Origin of the sequence: Variovorax sp. 770b2 (assembly GCF_900115685.1) — a bacterium.
Lineage (GTDB): Bacteria > Pseudomonadota > Gammaproteobacteria > Burkholderiales > Burkholderiaceae_C > Variovorax.
Genome location: NZ_FOXJ01000006.1, coordinates 82,392 through 96,368 on the forward strand (window position 1 = coordinate 82,392; position 13,977 = coordinate 96,368).

Here is a 13,977-nt window from a genome sequence, read left to right on the forward strand (position 1 = left end):
CTCCTTTCATCTTTCTCAACCAAGGCAATTTCATGATCCGCAGTTCCATCGCCCATCGCATGCTCGCCATTTCCGTGGCAGCCCTCTCCCTCTTCGGCGGCGCCGCCATGGCCGAGAGCCAGTACGGCGCGGGCACCGGCACCATCACGGCGCAGGCCAACGTCAAGCTGAGCGTGGTCGTGCCCAAGCTCATCCTGCTGCGCGTGGGCGCGACCAACACCACGCAGGACACGGTGGCCTGGACCTCGACCCTGAGCATCCCCGGCGTTCCCACGAACGCCCTGGGCACGGCCGCCAACACCCCCGTGGACTGGAGCGGCGCAGCCCCGACCGTGACCACCGCCACGGCCGCCGGCGCGCTCACCGTGTACGCCTGGACCAACGCCGGCGCGGGCACCATCAACTGCGCCATGGGTGCATGGAACATCCTTACCGGCGGTCCGGCCAATGCCGACTTCACCGTGGCGACCACCGGCACGCTGCCCCATCCGGGCGCAAACCTGGGCGCCTGCGCCTCGACCGCCTTCCCTTCCAACGTCGTGGCGACGGGCACCTGGACGTACGCCCTGGCCGGCACGCCGGCCAGCTGGCGCGCCAACACGTACACCAACACCATCACCTACACCGCCCAAGGCATCTGATGCATTTGCGAGCAGCGCACGTCGAGGGGGCCGGCCGCGAGGCACGGAGCCGCCGGTGCGGCCTGCTCGCGATCGCGGTGCTGGCGGCGGGTGCCGCCATGCCCGCCGGCGCGGTCATCACGACGGTGGCGGACTCCGGCGGCGTCTACGCCATCTCGCTGCGTGTCGGCTCCCTGAGCGGCATCGATACCGTGGCATTCAGCGTGACCGGCAACAACGTGGGCCTCACGCCCGCGGCGGTGACCGGCTCGCAGACCATCGACGTCTCGGTCACGCCGATCCGGCCCGCGAATTCGTCGGGCACGGCGCGGCCGGTAACGCTCAAGGTCGATTCGCTGGCGGGCCTGCCCTGCCAGTCGGGAGGCTGCGGCACCACGATCATTCCGTTCAACGAGATCAGTTGGGTGGCCAGCCTGAACAGTGCCAGCGGCACGGGCGACATCCAGAACGGGCGCTTCAACGGCACCGCCAACCAGCAGATCGCGAGCTTCAATGCCAACGCGACCTTCTGCTCGATCCTGCTCATCATCCTTTGCCTGGGCTACACCTACCAGTCGAACGCGATGAACGCAACGCGCATGCAGTTCACCTACGACAACGACGTCGTGTATCCGGCCGGCAACTACAAGGGCACCGTGCGCTTCACGGCGTCCATGGAGTAAGACGCGCATGCACGCCATCTGGAGAACTGCCGCCTGCGCAGGCCTGTTGCTGTGCCTGGCGCTGCCCGCCGGCGCGCTGGTGGCGCGGCTGGACGACTCCACCTCGCCGCGCGCCCAGGTCAACACCGATTTTCGCAACGCGCAGCCCATCGATGGCACCAGCTTCAACCTGCCGTTCGGGCGCATCGAATACCGGCTGGCCACCGCGCCCTACATCGGCCGGCGCGCGCGCATCTTCTACGTGATTCCCGTGGGCATCCCGGGCCTGCGCTCACCCGCTGGCCTGCAGGTGCAATGGCGCGGCAACGGCGCCTTCGCGAGCGGCACAGGCCGCCCGGGCGACCGCGTGCCGGTCTGGAACGGCACCATCGCCGCCGCCTGGATGAACGAAACCTTCGACCTGACGCTGCGCATCGATCCGCGCGAACTGCGCCTGCCCTCGGGCGCATCCCTGAGCTTCGAATCGATCTTCGAAATCGAGACACTTCCATGAACAAGCTTCTTCTTCGCACCCGCGCGCTGCCGCAATGGCTGCGCGCCTCTTCTTTCTTGCTGCTCCTGGCCTGCGCCAGCGCCGCAACGGCCGCGCCGTTCGAGATCGCCGTTTCCCCCTCGCGCTTCGAGGTGTCGGGCAAGAGCGGCGTGCGCCTGGGCCAGTCGCTGGACATCCACAACCTGGCATCGGCCGCCACCGAGGTGTCGGTGCGCACCATCGACTGGAGCTACTCGGCCGACGGCAACATCACCTACCACGACGACCTGCAGCCGGGCAGTTGCAGGCCGTGGGTCGCGCTGGAGCGGCGCAGCGTGACGGTGCCCGCGCGCGGCAAGAAGTCGTTCCGCTTCCAGATCGATCCGCCGGCGGGTTCGCCGCGCGGCGAGTGCCGCTTCATGATCGCCATCGAAGGCACCGAGCCCGCGCAGCAGACCCTCATCCAGGGCGGCGGCGCCAGCCTGAGCCTGCCGGTGACGGGGCGCATCGCGGTGGCGGTGTACGTCATGCTCGACGGCGCCGAGCCCAAGCTTGAAATGAAGCAGATCGCCAGCAGCCAGGCCGACGGCAAGCGCCGCACCATCGTGACCGTGACGAACACCGGCGACGCGCACGGCCGCCTGGAAGGCAGCCTGGACGCGACCGACAGCAAGGGCCGCGCCTTCGAGCTGGTGCCCGAGGGCACGCCGATCCTGCCGGGCCAGACCCGCACGCTGGCGCTGGTGCCCAAGGCCGAAAGCGGCCAATCCGCACCGGAGCCGGTCTATCCGGTAAAAACCCATGGCACGCTGGACTGGGACAAGGGCAGCTTCAAGGTGGACGCGGAGCTCAAGTGACGCTGCGCGTCGCCATGCGCAAGGCCGCCGCTGCCCTGTGCCTGGCGGGCACGGCCGCGGCCGTGCCGCACGTGCATGCCGATTCGAGTACATCGAGCTCCTCGGTCAACGTGCCCCGCAGCACAACGGCCAGCCTGGACTTCACCCTGTCGATCCAGAAGTTCCTGTTCTTCGGCGTCGGCAACAGCCCTTGGCCGACGCAGAGCAATGCCGTGAGCACCGTGAGCTTCGCGCTCACGCCGTCGATTCCCGGCGGCCCCACCGCGCCGGCCGCAGGCAACAACACAGCGGTCAACTGGAGCGGCGGCGCACCGGCCTTTTCCGTCGCGGCTTCCAACAACATGCTGCCCGTCGAGGTGCGCAGCAATGCCGGGCAGATCACCCTCCGCGCCGAGGCGACCACGCCGCTTTCGAGCGGCACGAACACGATTCCGATGTCGGAAATCACCATCGCCTCCAGCAACACCGGCCTGCCCGCGCCGCTGATTCCCGCGACCGGGCCGGGCACCGCGGTGAATGTCACGGGCACGGGTTTCACCAACCTCGTGACGCTCCAGCAGGCGAACTGGACCTTCTCCTATGCCAACTCGGCAAGTCGCACCGCCGGCAACTACAGCGGCGTGGTCACGTTCACGGCCAGCACGCCCTGACCTGCGGCTGGTCAGCTGCCGCTGGGATCGGGCGCCGAAGCTGCGCGCTCCACCAACCGGGAGCCCCCCATGACGATGAACCGCCACACGATGCTGCTGATCGCAGCCTGCCTGGGCCTGAGCGCCCTGGTCGCCCAGGCCCAGGTGCCCGCCGATGCGCCGGCCGGCACCACCGTGCAGTGCAAGGACGGCAGCTATGCCTCGCCCGACGCCAGGTCGGGCGCGTGCAGGGGCCACAAGGGCATCAAGACATGGTTCGGAAAGACGGCGGACACGCCGGCCGCCGCCGCCGCCGCGGCGCCCGCACCTGCTGCGGCACCCGCGGTCGAAACCCAGTCGGCCGCAGTCAGCAAGACCGGCGTCGCACCGAGCACCGGCACCGCGACCAGGACACCCGGCTCGCCCGACCTCGCCACGATGGCCGCCGCACCCGGCGGTGGCGCGGGCAAGGTGTGGGCGAACGACACGTCCAAGGTCTACCACTGCATGGGCGACCGCTACTATGGCAAGACGAAAAAGGGCGAGTACCTGAGCGAGGCGGACGCCAAGGCCAAGGGCATGCACGCCGCGCACAACAAGGTGTGTGGCTAGGCACTCCCCCAGGCTTCGCGCACTGCGTGTCGCTGCTCCTTCCCCCTCGCCGGGGGCAACACCTGCGGCCCGGCGAAGCCGGTTCCGCGATGTTTCTTGAAGAGTGCGGAGCCTTCCTATCGCGGCTGTGATTCGACTTCGCGCGTCCAGCGGTCGATCAACCGCTTGCGCTCGGCCGCCTGCCCGTACTTCTGGAAGTCGTACTTGATGAGCTTCACCTCGGCCATCGACGGAATGCGCGCATCGGGCTTGAAGGTCTTGTTGGCCGGCGACTGCAGGCTGCCCGCTTCGCCGCCGATGGCCTGGCCCTTCGGGCTCATGAGCCAGTCGTAGTAGCGCCTGGCGTTCTCCTTGTTGCGCGCGCCCTTCACCAGCGCGATGCCGCCGATCTCGTAGCCGGTGCCTTCGCAGGGCGCGGCGGTCTTCACGGGAAATTTGTCGTACCGCCAGCGCTCGAAGCCGAAGATGAAACTGATGCCGATGGCCACCTCGCCCTTGGCCACGTTGGGCGCCTGCGCCTGGCCGCTGCGGGTGTAGCTGGTGACGTTCCTGTGCAGCTTCTTCAGGTAATCGAAGGCCGCGTCCTCGCCCATCTGCTGCACGAGCCCCGCGATGATGGTGTAGGCCGTGCCGCTGGACGCGGGGTGCGAGATCTCGATCTCGCCCTTGTATTCGGGCTTGACCAGATCGGCCCAGCACCTGGGTTCGTGCAGCTTCTTTTTCTTGAGCACGTCGGTGTTGAAGCCGAAGCCGATCGCGCTCGTGTAGAAGCCGCCCACCATGTTCTGCGACAGCGCGTACTGCCGCACGGCCCAGTCGTGCAGGTCGTTGATGTAGGCCGGGCGATAGGGCTCCAGCAGGCCTTGCTCGGCCGCCTGCAGGAACGGATCGCCGGTGCCGCCCCACCAGATGTCGGTCTTGGGGTTCGCGGCTTCGGCGCGCAGCTGCGCGCCGATCTCTCCGGTGCCCTTGTGCGCCTGCTGCACCTTGATGCCGGTCTCGCGCGTGAAGGCCGTGGCCGCCGCTTCGCACCAGCCCGCGTCGGTGCTGCACAGCGCGTTGACCGTGCCCTGCGCGGCTGCGTTCTGCGGCGACAGGAGAAGCAGGGCCGCCAGGGCGCCTACGCATGTGGCGGTGGCCGCGATGTTCAGGATGGCAGGGGTGCGCATGCGCTTCTCCTCGGGACTGTTGGGACTGTGGATGGTTCGAAGGCGCAGGATAGCGCCCACCTTGCGGATCACGGCGATCGCGGCACGGCCAGCAACGGCGGCAGGTGCTCGGCCAGCCAGTCGATCACCACGCGCGTCTTGAACGGCAGGTAACGGCTGCGCGAGCGGATCACGTTCAGCTCGAAGCCGAAGGGCCTGGGCTCCTCGAACACGCGCACCAGCGTGCCTGCGGCCAGCGCATCGGCCGCAAGCCACGCGGGCAGCCGCACGAGGCCCATGCCGCCAACGGCAGCTTCGAGCAGCACCTCGGCGCTGTCGCAGCGCAGGCGCGAAGGCAGCGTCACATCGACGAGCCGGCCTTCCCCATCGTGAAAGCGCCAGGTCGAGACCTGCCCGTCGCGCGCATAGAGCACGGCCTCGTGCGGCGTCTGGAGCGCATCGATGCCGCGCGGGTGCCCGCGCTCGGCAAGGTACGCGGGCGCGGCGCACAGCACCATCCACTGCACCCCGACCGGCCGCGCGATCAGCTCGGACGTGTCGGCGAGTTCGCCGCTGCGGATCGCGAGGTCGAGCCCCTCTTCGACCAGGTCCACGCGCCGGTCGCTGAACGCGAGTTCGAGCGACAGCTGCGGATGCCGCCGCGCCAGCGCCAGCAGCAGCGGCCCGACCTTGAGCCGGCCCAGCATCGCCGGCATGCTGAGGCGCACGAGGCCCGTCGCGGTGCTGCGCGCCACGTCGGTCACGGCTTCGGCCGCGTCCAGTTCGGCCAGCACGCGGCGGCAGCGCTCGTAGTAGCCGTGGCCTTCCTCGGTGAGGCTCTGGCTGCGCGTGGTGCGCAGGAACAGCCGCGTGTCCAGCCGCGCCTCGAGCCGCGCGATGCTCTTGGCAACGGCGGAGCGCGTGACGTGCAGCCGCTGTGCCGCGAGCGCAAAGCTGCCTGCCTCCACCGCCGCGACGAACTCCTCGATGCCTTGCAGGCGCTGGCTCATTGGATACTTTCAAGCACCAAGAAAAGGAAAATTATCCACCACCGGGTAGTTTTTATCGTCAATAGCATCGAGGCCTCCTTGTTTTTCTGCGGAGCCTTCAATGCAAGAACCCAACAACCCACTGCACACGCCGCACACGCTGCGTCGCTGGCAGCTTCCCCAGTTCGGCCGCGCCCATCTCGCACAGGCCGAGGCGCCGCTCCCCACGCCGGGCGCGGGCCAGATCCTCGTGCGGGTCGGCGCGGTATCGCTCAACTACCGCGACCTGCTGATGATTCGCGACGGCATGGGCATGACGCTCGAGGTGCCCTTCACGCCCGGCTCCGACATGGCGGGCACGGTGATCGCTGCCGGCCCCGGAGTGAAGCGCTTCGCCACGGGCGACCGCATCCTCAACACCTTCTGGGGCGGATGGATCGACAGCCACTGGCACAGCGAAGCCGTGCTCGCCGGCGGCCCCGGGCCGGGCATGCTCGCATCGCATGTGTTGATCGACGCGACGTGGGCCGTGGCCGCGCCCGCCACGCTGAGCCTGGCCGAAGCCAGCACGCTGCCCTGCGCGGGCCTCACCGCATGGTTCGCGCTCGCCGAGACCGGCGCGCTGCGTGCGGGCGAGACGGTGCTCGTCCACGGCACCGGCGGCGTCGCGTTGTTCGGACTGCAACTCGCGCGGCTGCATGGCGCGCAGGTCATCGTGGTGACGGGCAGCCACGACAAGCGCGAACAGGCGCTCGCGCTCGGCGCCTCGCACGTGCTGCTGCGCGACAGCGACTGGCCCGCAGAAGTGCGCCGGCTTACCCACGGACGCGGTGCGGACCACGTGCTCGAACTAGCAAGCGGCCCGAACCTGGATCGCTCGCTGCAGGCCGCCAGACAGGGCGGGCGCGTGTCGATCATCGGCATGCTCGGCGGCGAGACGCTGAGCGCATCGTTCTATGCGATGGTGCTCGGCCGCGTGACGGTGCAGGGCATCGGCGTCGGTCATCGGCGCGCGCTCGAAGATCTGGTGCGCGCCATCGACGTCAACGCGCTCAAGCCGGTGATCGCGGCGCAGTATGGTTTCGATGCGCTGCCCGCCGCGCTCGATCACCTGGAACGCGGCGCATTCGGGAAGATCGTCATCACGCTCTGAGGTATTGAGGCCTTCCGTTCACATGCAACGCAGTTGCGGCAGCGTACAAAAATTGCGCGATCCGTGAAGAGATTCCGTTCATCGCAACGCGGTGCTCGACGCCCCTCATTTCTCGTTTCAGAATGCGCCCGCGCCTGGGCCTGAACCCTGCGCGCTTTCTCAACTTCAGGATGGAGCGTTATGGAACACAGTACCTACAAAAAATGGTCGGCCGAGTTCATTGGTACTTTCTGGCTCACGCTCGGAGGCTGCGGAAGCGCAGTTCTGGCCGCGGCCTTTCCGGGTGTCGGCATCGGCTTGCTCGGGGTCTCGCTGGCCTTCGGTCTCACGGTGGTGACGGGGGCCTATGCGCTGGGACCGATCTCGGGCGGCCACTTCAATCCGGCGGTATCGATCGGCCTGGCGGCCGCAGGCCGCTTCAAGGCCTCGCAACTGGCGGGCTACATCGTGTCGCAGGTGCTCGGCGCGATTGCGGCGGCCGGCATTCTCTATCTCATCGCCACGGGCAAGCCGGGCGCGGACATCGGCGGCTTCGCCACCAACGGCTACGGCGAGCATTCGCCCGGCAAGTACGGCCTGTACGCCGCGGCGCTGTGCGAAGTGGTGATGACGGCCGTGTTCCTGATCGTGATCCTGGGCTCGACGGCCAAGCGCGCAGCCGGCGGCTTTGCGGGCATGGCCATCGGCCTGTGCCTCACGTTGATCCACCTGATCTCGATCCCGGTGACCAACACCTCGGTGAACCCGGCGCGCAGCACCGGCCCGGCCCTCTTCGGGCCGTCGTATGCGGTGTCGGAACTGTGGCTCTTCTGGGTCGCGCCCATCGTGGGCGCGATCATCGGCGCGGTGATCTACCGCGCCTTGCTCAGCAACGGCAACGACGACTGAGCGCCGTCGTCGCCGTCCCCGTCGGCCGGGGTCAGCTGCCGTTGGCCGACTTCACCAGCGGCAGCGCGGTCGACTGGCCGATCGACTCGGTGCCGGCGGGGTGCGACGCGGCATAGGCGCCGGCCTGCACTTCGGTGTCCGAGATCTTCGACAGCATCGCGGGCGCGCTGGTCGACTGGCCGGTGGACTCGGTGCCGCTCGGGTGCGCGGCGGCAATCGCGCCGGCCTGCACCTCGGGCTTTTCGGCCGAGTTCATCTGCAGCGGATGGAAGTCGGAGCCATCGGTCGTTTCGGCCGATGCATTGACGGTGCCCAACGCTGCGAGCGCGGCGAAGGAACCGATGGCGAGAAGCTTGAAGGAAGTGCGCATGGTGTGTTCTCCTGAGGGCAGGTTGTCTCCGGTCTCGAGCCATCGCGCGAACTGCGCGTGGCAGGACCTGAACGCACTCTAGGCAGTCAGACTGAGGTGAGGGTGAGCGAAGAGTTAGTTGCGGCTTAGGGCCTGAACAGGCCTTATGCGGGCGATGACGGCAGATGCACGCGTGCCATGAGTCCCGGGCCGTCGTCGCGGTTGTGCAGTTCGATGCGCATCGCGTTGCGCTCCGCGGCGGTTCGCGCAATCGCCAATCCGAGCCCGCTTCCGCCGGCCGCCGAGCCCGGCACGCGAAAGAAGCGGTCGAACACACGCCCCATGGCGACCTCCGGAATGCCCGGCCCGTTGTCCAGCACATCGACCACCGCATGGCCGTCGACCGCATGCAGCCGCACATCGACCACGCCGCCTTCGGGCGCATAGCGCAGCGCGTTGTCGATCAGGTTGTCGAACACGCTGCGCAGCTCGGCGGCGGGCGCGGACACCACCGGCGCGATGCTGCCTTCGAATCCCACGTCCACGCGCCGCGCATCGGCCAGCACCATCAGCTGGCTCACGCTCTCGCGCAGCAGCACCTCGATGTCGATGGCCTCGCGCACCATCGCGCGCTGCGGCGCGTCCTGCCGCGAAAGGCTCAGCAATTGCTCGATGAGATGCTGCGCGCGCGTCACGCCCGCTTCGAGTTGGTTGAAGCGATCGGTGGCTTCACCGGCCGGCACGTGCGCGCGCAGGTTCTCGATCTGCAGCCCGATGGCGGCCATCGGCGTGCGCAGCTCGTGTGCCGCGTCCTGCACGAAGCGCCGCTGCGTGGCGAAGGCGCTGCGCACGCGCGAGAGCAGGTTGTTGAAGGCGCCCACCAGCGGCGCGATCTCGTCGGGCACGCGCGCGAGCGAGAGTTCGGTGGGGCTGCGCTCGTCCTGCGAGGCCACGTCGCGCGCCACCCCACGCAGCGAGCGCGAGGCCGCCGAGACGATGAGCCACAGGATCAGCAGCGCCGCCGGCAGCAGCAGCGCGATCGGCAGGCCCTCGAGCAGGGCGCGGCGCAATGCGCGCCGGCGGCGGTAGTCCTCGTTCTGCAGCACCTGCACGCGCGGCTGGTCGGCGCGCGGACCAGGCTCGGCGGTGAAGACGCGCCAACTGGAATGCGCATGGGCGCCCGTGTCCACGTTGCGAAAGCCCCCGCCGGACTGCAGCGGCACCGACAGCGCGGGCCATGAGCTCGCGCGCAGCGTCGTGCCGTCGGCACTCCAGATCTGCACGACGAAGGCCCCGCGCGAGAACGCGGCCTCGCCATCGACCGCGCGGGGCGCCTTGGGCGGATCGTTGCCCGTGTACGACTCGGCCACCAGCTGCATCTGGTCGTCCAGCGCGTTGTGGACCAGGTTGCCGTACGCAAGAAAAGAGAACCACGCCGTCGCGACCGCCCCGACCAAGTGCAGCGTGATCAGCCACAGCAGGAGCTGCCTGCGCAGCGAGCGCGGACGCCACCAGCGGCCGTTGGTGCGCGCGACGTCGGTCATGGTCAAGACCGGGCGGAACGCGGTTTGGGAGACAGCGAGGAACCGGCTTTTCCGGGCCTCGGGTGTAGCCCCCGGCAGGGGATTGGCGAAGCGGCACGAAGCGCGCGCAGCCTGGGGGCGAGCCTCATGCAGCGACGCGCCAGCCCAGCCCGCGCACATTGCGGATGGACTCGGCGCCCAGCTTGCGGCGCATGCCGTGGATCAGCACGTCGATCGCGTTGCTCGTCACTTCCTCGCCCCAGCCGTAGATGCGGTTCTCCAGCTGCTCGCGCGAGAGGATCGCGCCGGGCCGCTCCAGCAGCGCATGCAGCAGCGCGAATTCGCGCGCAGTGAGCGCCTCGCGCGCGCCGTTCACCAGCACCTCGCGCGTGGTGAGGTCCAGCTGCAGGACGCCGCTGCCCACCAGCGAATGCGCCGCGCCGTCGCGGCGCCGCACGATGGCCCGCATGCGCGCGAGCAGCTCGCGGAACTCGAAGGGCTTGAGCAGGTAGTCGTCTGCGCCCAGGTCCAGGCTGTTGATGCGGTCGTCCAGGCCGTCGCGTGCGGTGAGCACCAGCACCGGTGTCGCGTCGCCGCGTTCGCGGGCGCGCCGCAGCACGTCGGTGCCGTCCTGCTTGGGCAGTCCCAGGTCGAGCAGCACGCAGGTGTAGCCGCCGTCGCCCAATGCGCTCTGCGCGAGCTCGCCGTCGCGCACCCAGTCGGCGGACCATCCCGCGCCCTCGAGCGCCTGTTTCAGGCTGCGCCCGATCATTTCGTCGTCTTCCACCAAAAGCACGCGCATTGCAACGACTCCTTGGGCCGCAAGGTAGCACGTGATCGGGATGATCGGTAGTGCCCTGCGCCGCGGCGCAGCGTAGGGGCGAAGTCTTAAGCGTGCCTTAGCCGCCGTGCGGGCGACAGGGTCACAGCACGCGGACGTCGGGCCGCTCGCCCTCGCCGCCAGCCGCAAAGGCCAGCAGGCCCATCGCCTCTTCTTCCGCGCCGAGCCGGTCCGTCTTCGACCATCGCGCGAAGGGCTCCAGCACCACCGTGGCCGCATTCTTCGCCCGCTCGATCTTCCAGGTTCCCGCGACGAAACCGTCGAGCAGCACCGTGCCGCGAACGATGCCGTTGATGGTGAACACGCGGGCGCGATGCGCCTCGTTCATCACGCGGCTGCGGTCGGCGTGCGAGAGCAGCAGGTTGTCCCATTCGGCGACCAGGCGCGGCGGCGCGGGCGTGTCGGGGTCGGGGCGCGGGGCGCGCGGCAGGTCGAAAAGCTCCTGGCCCTGCTCGCCAATGAACACGCGCAGCTGTGGCCGCAGGCGCTCGGCCACGGCCTTCCAGCCAGTGAGGCCCGACCATGCGCCGGCATCGGCGAGCGTCGCGGGGCCGAAAGCGGCGAGGTAGCGCAGCAAAAGATCGTCCTGCGAGGCCGCGGCGATATCGGCTGCCGATTCGCCGAGCCATTGCCCGATGGGCTGCAGCCGTGCGTTCTGGTGCGAGTTCCAGCTGCCCGCGGGTGGCAGGTGCACCAGCGGCACGTTGTTGCGGATGAGCGCGGCGAGCGAGGCGGGCGCCCGGTCTTTCCAGCGCATCGCGAGCGCCTGCCCGAGTTCGGTACCGGTGAGCGGGCCTTCTTGCAGCAACGCCCACCCGGCCTTCACCACGGCGGCACGATCGATGCCTTCGAGGGCCCGCGCGTGCTCGCCCGACAGTCCGCGCTGATGCACGGGTTCGAGCAGCGGTCGCCACGCCAGCGCATCGGATGCGGCCATCAGGTGCAGGGTCGCGCGCAACGTCGACATGCGCACGATGCGGCGCTTTTTCAGCGCGTCGGTCAGCTGCTCGCGGCGAAAGCCTTCGAGCCGGCTCCAGAGGCCGATGTAGGGCGGGTTCGGCGCCTGCGCCTGCAGCCCGGCCAGCTTCTGGATGGCCTGTGCGACCGTCGCCTTGCGCCGCGCCAGCAGCATCTGCCGCGCCAGCGTGGCCCGGTTCAGCGCGCGCTGGCTCAGCAGGGCGGCCATCGGCGAACGCTCAGAACTTCTCGTGCGGCCCGAGGTAGCGCCACTGCCCCACCGGCAGGTTGCCGAGCATCACCTTGCCGATACGCACGCGCTTGAGGCCCACGACCTTCAGGCCGACCAGCTCGCACATGCGGCGGATCTGGCGCTTCTTGCCCTCGGTGAGCACGAAGCGCAGCTGCTCGGGGTTCTGCCATTCGACCCGCGCCGGCTTGAGCGCCTGCCCGTCCAGGCTCAGGCCATGCCGCAGCTTCGCGAGCATCGCCGGCGGAAAGACCGCCTGCACGTTCTGCGTGACGGGATCGTCGTCGTCCATGCGGATGAGCTGCCCCGTCGGCGCGGGCTGGCCCAGGCCGTGGTAGGCCACGCGCACCAAGTACTCCTTCTCCATCACCGAGTCTTCGCCGATCAGTTGGCGCGCGATGCGGCCGTCCTGCGTCATCACCAGGAGGCCGATGGAATCGATGTCGAGCCGGCCGCATGGCGCGAGGCCGCGCAGCTGCTGAGGGCTGAAGAAGAAGCGCGCGTTGTCGTCCGCCCAACGGTTCTGCGGCGTGAACAGCGTGACCGCGGGTTCGTGGCCGTCTTCGGCCTGCCCGCTCACGTAGCCGATGGGCTTGTTGATGAGAATGGTGACCTGGTTCGCCTGCTGGCCCTTGGCGGCCTTGTCGATCTCGATGCGGTCCGACGGCGTGACCTTCACGCCCATCTCGGCGGGCTTGCCGTTCACCTTCACCCAGCCGTTGGCGATCCACTCGTCGGCCTCGCGGCGCGAGCACATCTTCAGCTCGGCCATGCGCTTGTTGAGGCGCACGGGCGCATGGGGGGAGGTGGAGGGCTCGGTGGTCATCAGGGGGTTGATCAGTGTGCGGCACCGATGCTATCCTGAACGCAAGCGCAAGTTGATTGCGCCAATTTTGGGGGATTCCCAAGTGAGCACTCGCAAATACCAGTACGCCATCGTCATCGGGCGTTTCCAGCCCGTTCATTTCGGTCACCAAAGACTCATCGAAGAGGGCCTGCGCGCCGCCGATCGGGTCATCGTGGTGGTCGGCTCCGACCGCAAGCCCAGGAGCGTCAAAAACCCCTTCACCTTCGACGAACGCGAACGCATGGTGCGCGCCTGTTTGCGCGGCACCGAGCAGATGCGCGTGAGCGTCGTCGGCGTGGGCGACTCGCCCTACAACGACCAGATCTGGATCGCCTCGATCCAGTCGGCCGTCGAGCGGCTGATCCAGCAGGACGGCCACGTGCCCGCGCAGGCCAAGGTCGCGCTGGTGGGGCACCTGAAGGACGCCTCGAGCTACTACCTGAAGCTCTTCCCGCACTGGGAGTTCGTCGGTCAGCACAGCGTGGAGAGCCTGAACGCCACCGACGTGCGCAGCCTCTACTTCGACCCCGAGAACCGCGGCCAGCTCGCACCGGCCGACCTGCCCGACGGCACCGCGGCCTTTCTCGACAGGTTCACCGGCACCGCCGACTACGCCGAGCTCTGCGAGGAGCGCGCCTTCCTCGTCGACTACCGCGACAAGTACCGCTATGCGGGCAGCGACTTTCCACCGATCTACACCACGGTCGATGCCATCGTGGTCGAGGCCGGACACATCCTCCTGGTGCAGCGGAAGTTCCATCCCGGCAAGGGCACCTGGGCGCTGCCCGGCGGCTTCGTCGGCCAGCAAGAGCGGCTGCAGGACGCGGCCATCCGCGAGCTGAAGGAAGAAACGCGCCTGAAGGTGCCCGTGCCCGTGCTCAACGGCAGCATGAAGGCGAGCCACGTGTTCGACGCGCCCGATCGCTCGCAGCGCGGCCGCACGATCACGCACGGCTTTTTCTTCGAGCTCGCGCACAACCAGTGGGCGGGCCTGTCGGACGTGCGCGCCGATGACGACGCGGCCGAGGTGCGCTGGGTGCCGATTGCCGAGTTCCTCGACATACAGGACCGCATCTACGAAGACCACTTCTTCATCGCGAATCATTTTTTGGGTGGCCTGGGCAAGAATTGAACGACCAGGCTTTGTCAGCAAGAACGG

General features: G+C 68.6%; 16 protein-coding genes. 9 read left to right on the plus strand and 7 right to left on the minus strand.

The window, feature by feature from the left end; genetic code table 11:
* Nucleotides 1-32: 32 nt before the first annotated feature.
* The 6 genes from BM133_RS26455 to BM133_RS26480 all read left to right on the plus strand — a co-directional run bounded on the left by BM133_RS26455 (nucleotide 33) and on the right by BM133_RS26480 (nucleotide 3,873).
* Entirely contained in the window at nucleotides 33-641 is a 609-nt protein-coding gene (locus BM133_RS26455) for a hypothetical protein (RefSeq protein WP_093441220.1), read from the plus strand.
* Complete coding sequence (locus BM133_RS26460; protein ID WP_256219362.1) at nucleotides 641-1,303, plus strand: hypothetical protein; 663 nt, start codon at nucleotides 641-643, stop codon at nucleotides 1,301-1,303. Before BM133_RS26455 ends, BM133_RS26460 begins: the two co-directional genes overlap by 1 nt.
* Before the next feature lie 7 nt (nucleotides 1,304-1,310).
* The gene (locus BM133_RS26465) at nucleotides 1,311-1,796 is read left to right on the plus strand and encodes a hypothetical protein (protein WP_093440591.1); all 486 of its coding nucleotides are present in this window, start codon (nucleotides 1,311-1,313) and stop codon (nucleotides 1,794-1,796) included.
* Nucleotides 1,793-2,632: a COG1470 family protein gene (locus tag BM133_RS26470; RefSeq protein ID WP_256219363.1), complete on the plus strand. Its 840-nt coding sequence runs from the start codon at nucleotides 1,793-1,795 to the stop codon at nucleotides 2,630-2,632. The genes BM133_RS26465 and BM133_RS26470 overlap by 4 nt, the downstream gene beginning before the upstream one ends.
* Nucleotides 2,629-3,282 (plus strand): hypothetical protein, encoded by a 654-nt coding sequence (locus BM133_RS26475; protein WP_256219364.1) that lies wholly within the window; start codon nucleotides 2,629-2,631, stop codon nucleotides 3,280-3,282. The genes BM133_RS26470 and BM133_RS26475 overlap by 4 nt, the downstream gene beginning before the upstream one ends.
* Before the next feature lie 75 nt (nucleotides 3,283-3,357).
* The gene (locus tag BM133_RS26480) at nucleotides 3,358-3,873 is read left to right on the plus strand and encodes a DUF3761 domain-containing protein (RefSeq protein WP_093441231.1); all 516 of its coding nucleotides are present in this window, start codon (nucleotides 3,358-3,360) and stop codon (nucleotides 3,871-3,873) included.
* Between the two features lie 116 nt (nucleotides 3,874-3,989).
* Here the strand turns inward: BM133_RS26480 and BM133_RS26485 are convergent, their stop codons facing one another.
* Both BM133_RS26485 and BM133_RS26490 read right to left on the minus strand, forming a co-directional pair.
* Nucleotides 3,990-5,042, minus strand: a complete 1,053-nt coding sequence (locus tag BM133_RS26485; RefSeq protein ID WP_093440594.1) for an ABC transporter substrate-binding protein — start codon at nucleotides 5,040-5,042, stop codon at nucleotides 3,990-3,992.
* 68 nt (nucleotides 5,043-5,110) lie between these two features.
* The gene (locus tag BM133_RS26490; RefSeq protein WP_093440596.1) at nucleotides 5,111-6,031 is read right to left on the minus strand and encodes a LysR substrate-binding domain-containing protein; all 921 of its coding nucleotides are present in this window, start codon (nucleotides 6,029-6,031) and stop codon (nucleotides 5,111-5,113) included.
* A 100-nt stretch (nucleotides 6,032-6,131) separates the two neighbouring features.
* Between BM133_RS26490 and BM133_RS26495 the strand changes: the two genes are divergently transcribed.
* Both BM133_RS26495 and aqpZ read left to right on the plus strand, forming a co-directional pair.
* A complete protein-coding gene (locus BM133_RS26495) occupies nucleotides 6,132-7,163 on the plus strand; it encodes a zinc-dependent alcohol dehydrogenase family protein (protein WP_093440598.1) in 1,032 nt (343 codons plus the stop codon).
* A 180-nt stretch (nucleotides 7,164-7,343) separates the two neighbouring features.
* On the plus strand, nucleotides 7,344-8,051 hold the full coding sequence (gene aqpZ / locus BM133_RS26500) for an aquaporin Z (protein WP_093440601.1): 708 nt from the start codon (nucleotides 7,344-7,346) through the stop codon (nucleotides 8,049-8,051).
* 31 nt (nucleotides 8,052-8,082) lie between these two features.
* Here aqpZ and BM133_RS26505 read toward each other — a convergent pair whose 3' ends face one another.
* The 5 genes from BM133_RS26505 to BM133_RS26525 all read right to left on the minus strand — a co-directional run bounded on the left by BM133_RS26505 (nucleotide 8,083) and on the right by BM133_RS26525 (nucleotide 12,797).
* Entirely contained in the window at nucleotides 8,083-8,421 is a 339-nt protein-coding gene (locus BM133_RS26505; RefSeq protein WP_093440603.1) for a hypothetical protein, read from the minus strand.
* A 143-nt stretch (nucleotides 8,422-8,564) separates the two neighbouring features.
* Nucleotides 8,565-9,944 (minus strand): sensor histidine kinase, encoded by a 1,380-nt coding sequence (locus BM133_RS26510; RefSeq protein ID WP_093440606.1) that lies wholly within the window; start codon nucleotides 9,942-9,944, stop codon nucleotides 8,565-8,567.
* 124 nt (nucleotides 9,945-10,068) lie between these two features.
* On the minus strand, nucleotides 10,069-10,725 hold the full coding sequence (locus BM133_RS26515) for a response regulator (RefSeq protein WP_013544025.1): 657 nt from the start codon (nucleotides 10,723-10,725) through the stop codon (nucleotides 10,069-10,071).
* 121 nt (nucleotides 10,726-10,846) lie between these two features.
* The gene (locus BM133_RS26520) at nucleotides 10,847-11,950 is read right to left on the minus strand and encodes a winged helix DNA-binding domain-containing protein (protein WP_093440608.1); all 1,104 of its coding nucleotides are present in this window, start codon (nucleotides 11,948-11,950) and stop codon (nucleotides 10,847-10,849) included.
* 10 nt (nucleotides 11,951-11,960) lie between these two features.
* Nucleotides 11,961-12,797: a pseudouridine synthase gene (locus tag BM133_RS26525; protein WP_093440611.1), complete on the minus strand. Its 837-nt coding sequence runs from the start codon at nucleotides 12,795-12,797 to the stop codon at nucleotides 11,961-11,963.
* An 82-nt stretch (nucleotides 12,798-12,879) separates the two neighbouring features.
* Between BM133_RS26525 and BM133_RS26530 the strand changes: the two genes are divergently transcribed.
* Complete coding sequence (locus tag BM133_RS26530) at nucleotides 12,880-13,950, plus strand: bifunctional nicotinamide-nucleotide adenylyltransferase/Nudix hydroxylase (RefSeq protein ID WP_093440613.1); 1,071 nt, start codon at nucleotides 12,880-12,882, stop codon at nucleotides 13,948-13,950.
* Nucleotides 13,951-13,977 lie beyond the last annotated feature (27 nt).

Bases quoted from the DNA above. Each gene is read 5' to 3' on its own strand.
- BM133_RS26510 (WP_093440606.1), bottom strand. From the start codon at position 9,944: ATGACCGACGTCGCGCGCACCAACGGCCGCTGGTGGCGTCCGCGCTCG.
- aqpZ (WP_093440601.1), top strand. From the start codon at position 7,344: ATGGAACACAGTACCTACAAAAAATGGTCGGCCGAGTTCATTGGTACT.
- BM133_RS26525 (WP_093440611.1), bottom strand. From the start codon at position 12,797: ATGACCACCGAGCCCTCCACCTCCCCCCATGCGCCCGTGCGCCTCAAC.
- BM133_RS26485 (WP_093440594.1), bottom strand. From the start codon at position 5,042: ATGCGCACCCCTGCCATCCTGAACATCGCGGCCACCGCCACATGCGTA.
- BM133_RS26470 (WP_256219363.1), top strand. From the start codon at position 1,793: ATGAACAAGCTTCTTCTTCGCACCCGCGCGCTGCCGCAATGGCTGCGC.
- BM133_RS26460 (WP_256219362.1), top strand. From the start codon at position 641: ATGCATTTGCGAGCAGCGCACGTCGAGGGGGCCGGCCGCGAGGCACGG.
- BM133_RS26480 (WP_093441231.1), top strand. From the start codon at position 3,358: ATGAACCGCCACACGATGCTGCTGATCGCAGCCTGCCTGGGCCTGAGC.
- BM133_RS26520 (WP_093440608.1), bottom strand. From the start codon at position 11,950: ATGGCCGCCCTGCTGAGCCAGCGCGCGCTGAACCGGGCCACGCTGGCG.
- BM133_RS26490 (WP_093440596.1), bottom strand. From the start codon at position 6,031: ATGAGCCAGCGCCTGCAAGGCATCGAGGAGTTCGTCGCGGCGGTGGAG.
- BM133_RS26505 (WP_093440603.1), bottom strand. From the start codon at position 8,421: ATGCGCACTTCCTTCAAGCTTCTCGCCATCGGTTCCTTCGCCGCGCTC.
- BM133_RS26465 (WP_093440591.1), top strand. From the start codon at position 1,311: ATGCACGCCATCTGGAGAACTGCCGCCTGCGCAGGCCTGTTGCTGTGC.
- BM133_RS26495 (WP_093440598.1), top strand. From the start codon at position 6,132: ATGCAAGAACCCAACAACCCACTGCACACGCCGCACACGCTGCGTCGC.
- BM133_RS26515 (WP_013544025.1), bottom strand. From the start codon at position 10,725: ATGCGCGTGCTTTTGGTGGAAGACGACGAAATGATCGGGCGCAGCCTG.
- BM133_RS26455 (WP_093441220.1), top strand. From the start codon at position 33: ATGATCCGCAGTTCCATCGCCCATCGCATGCTCGCCATTTCCGTGGCA.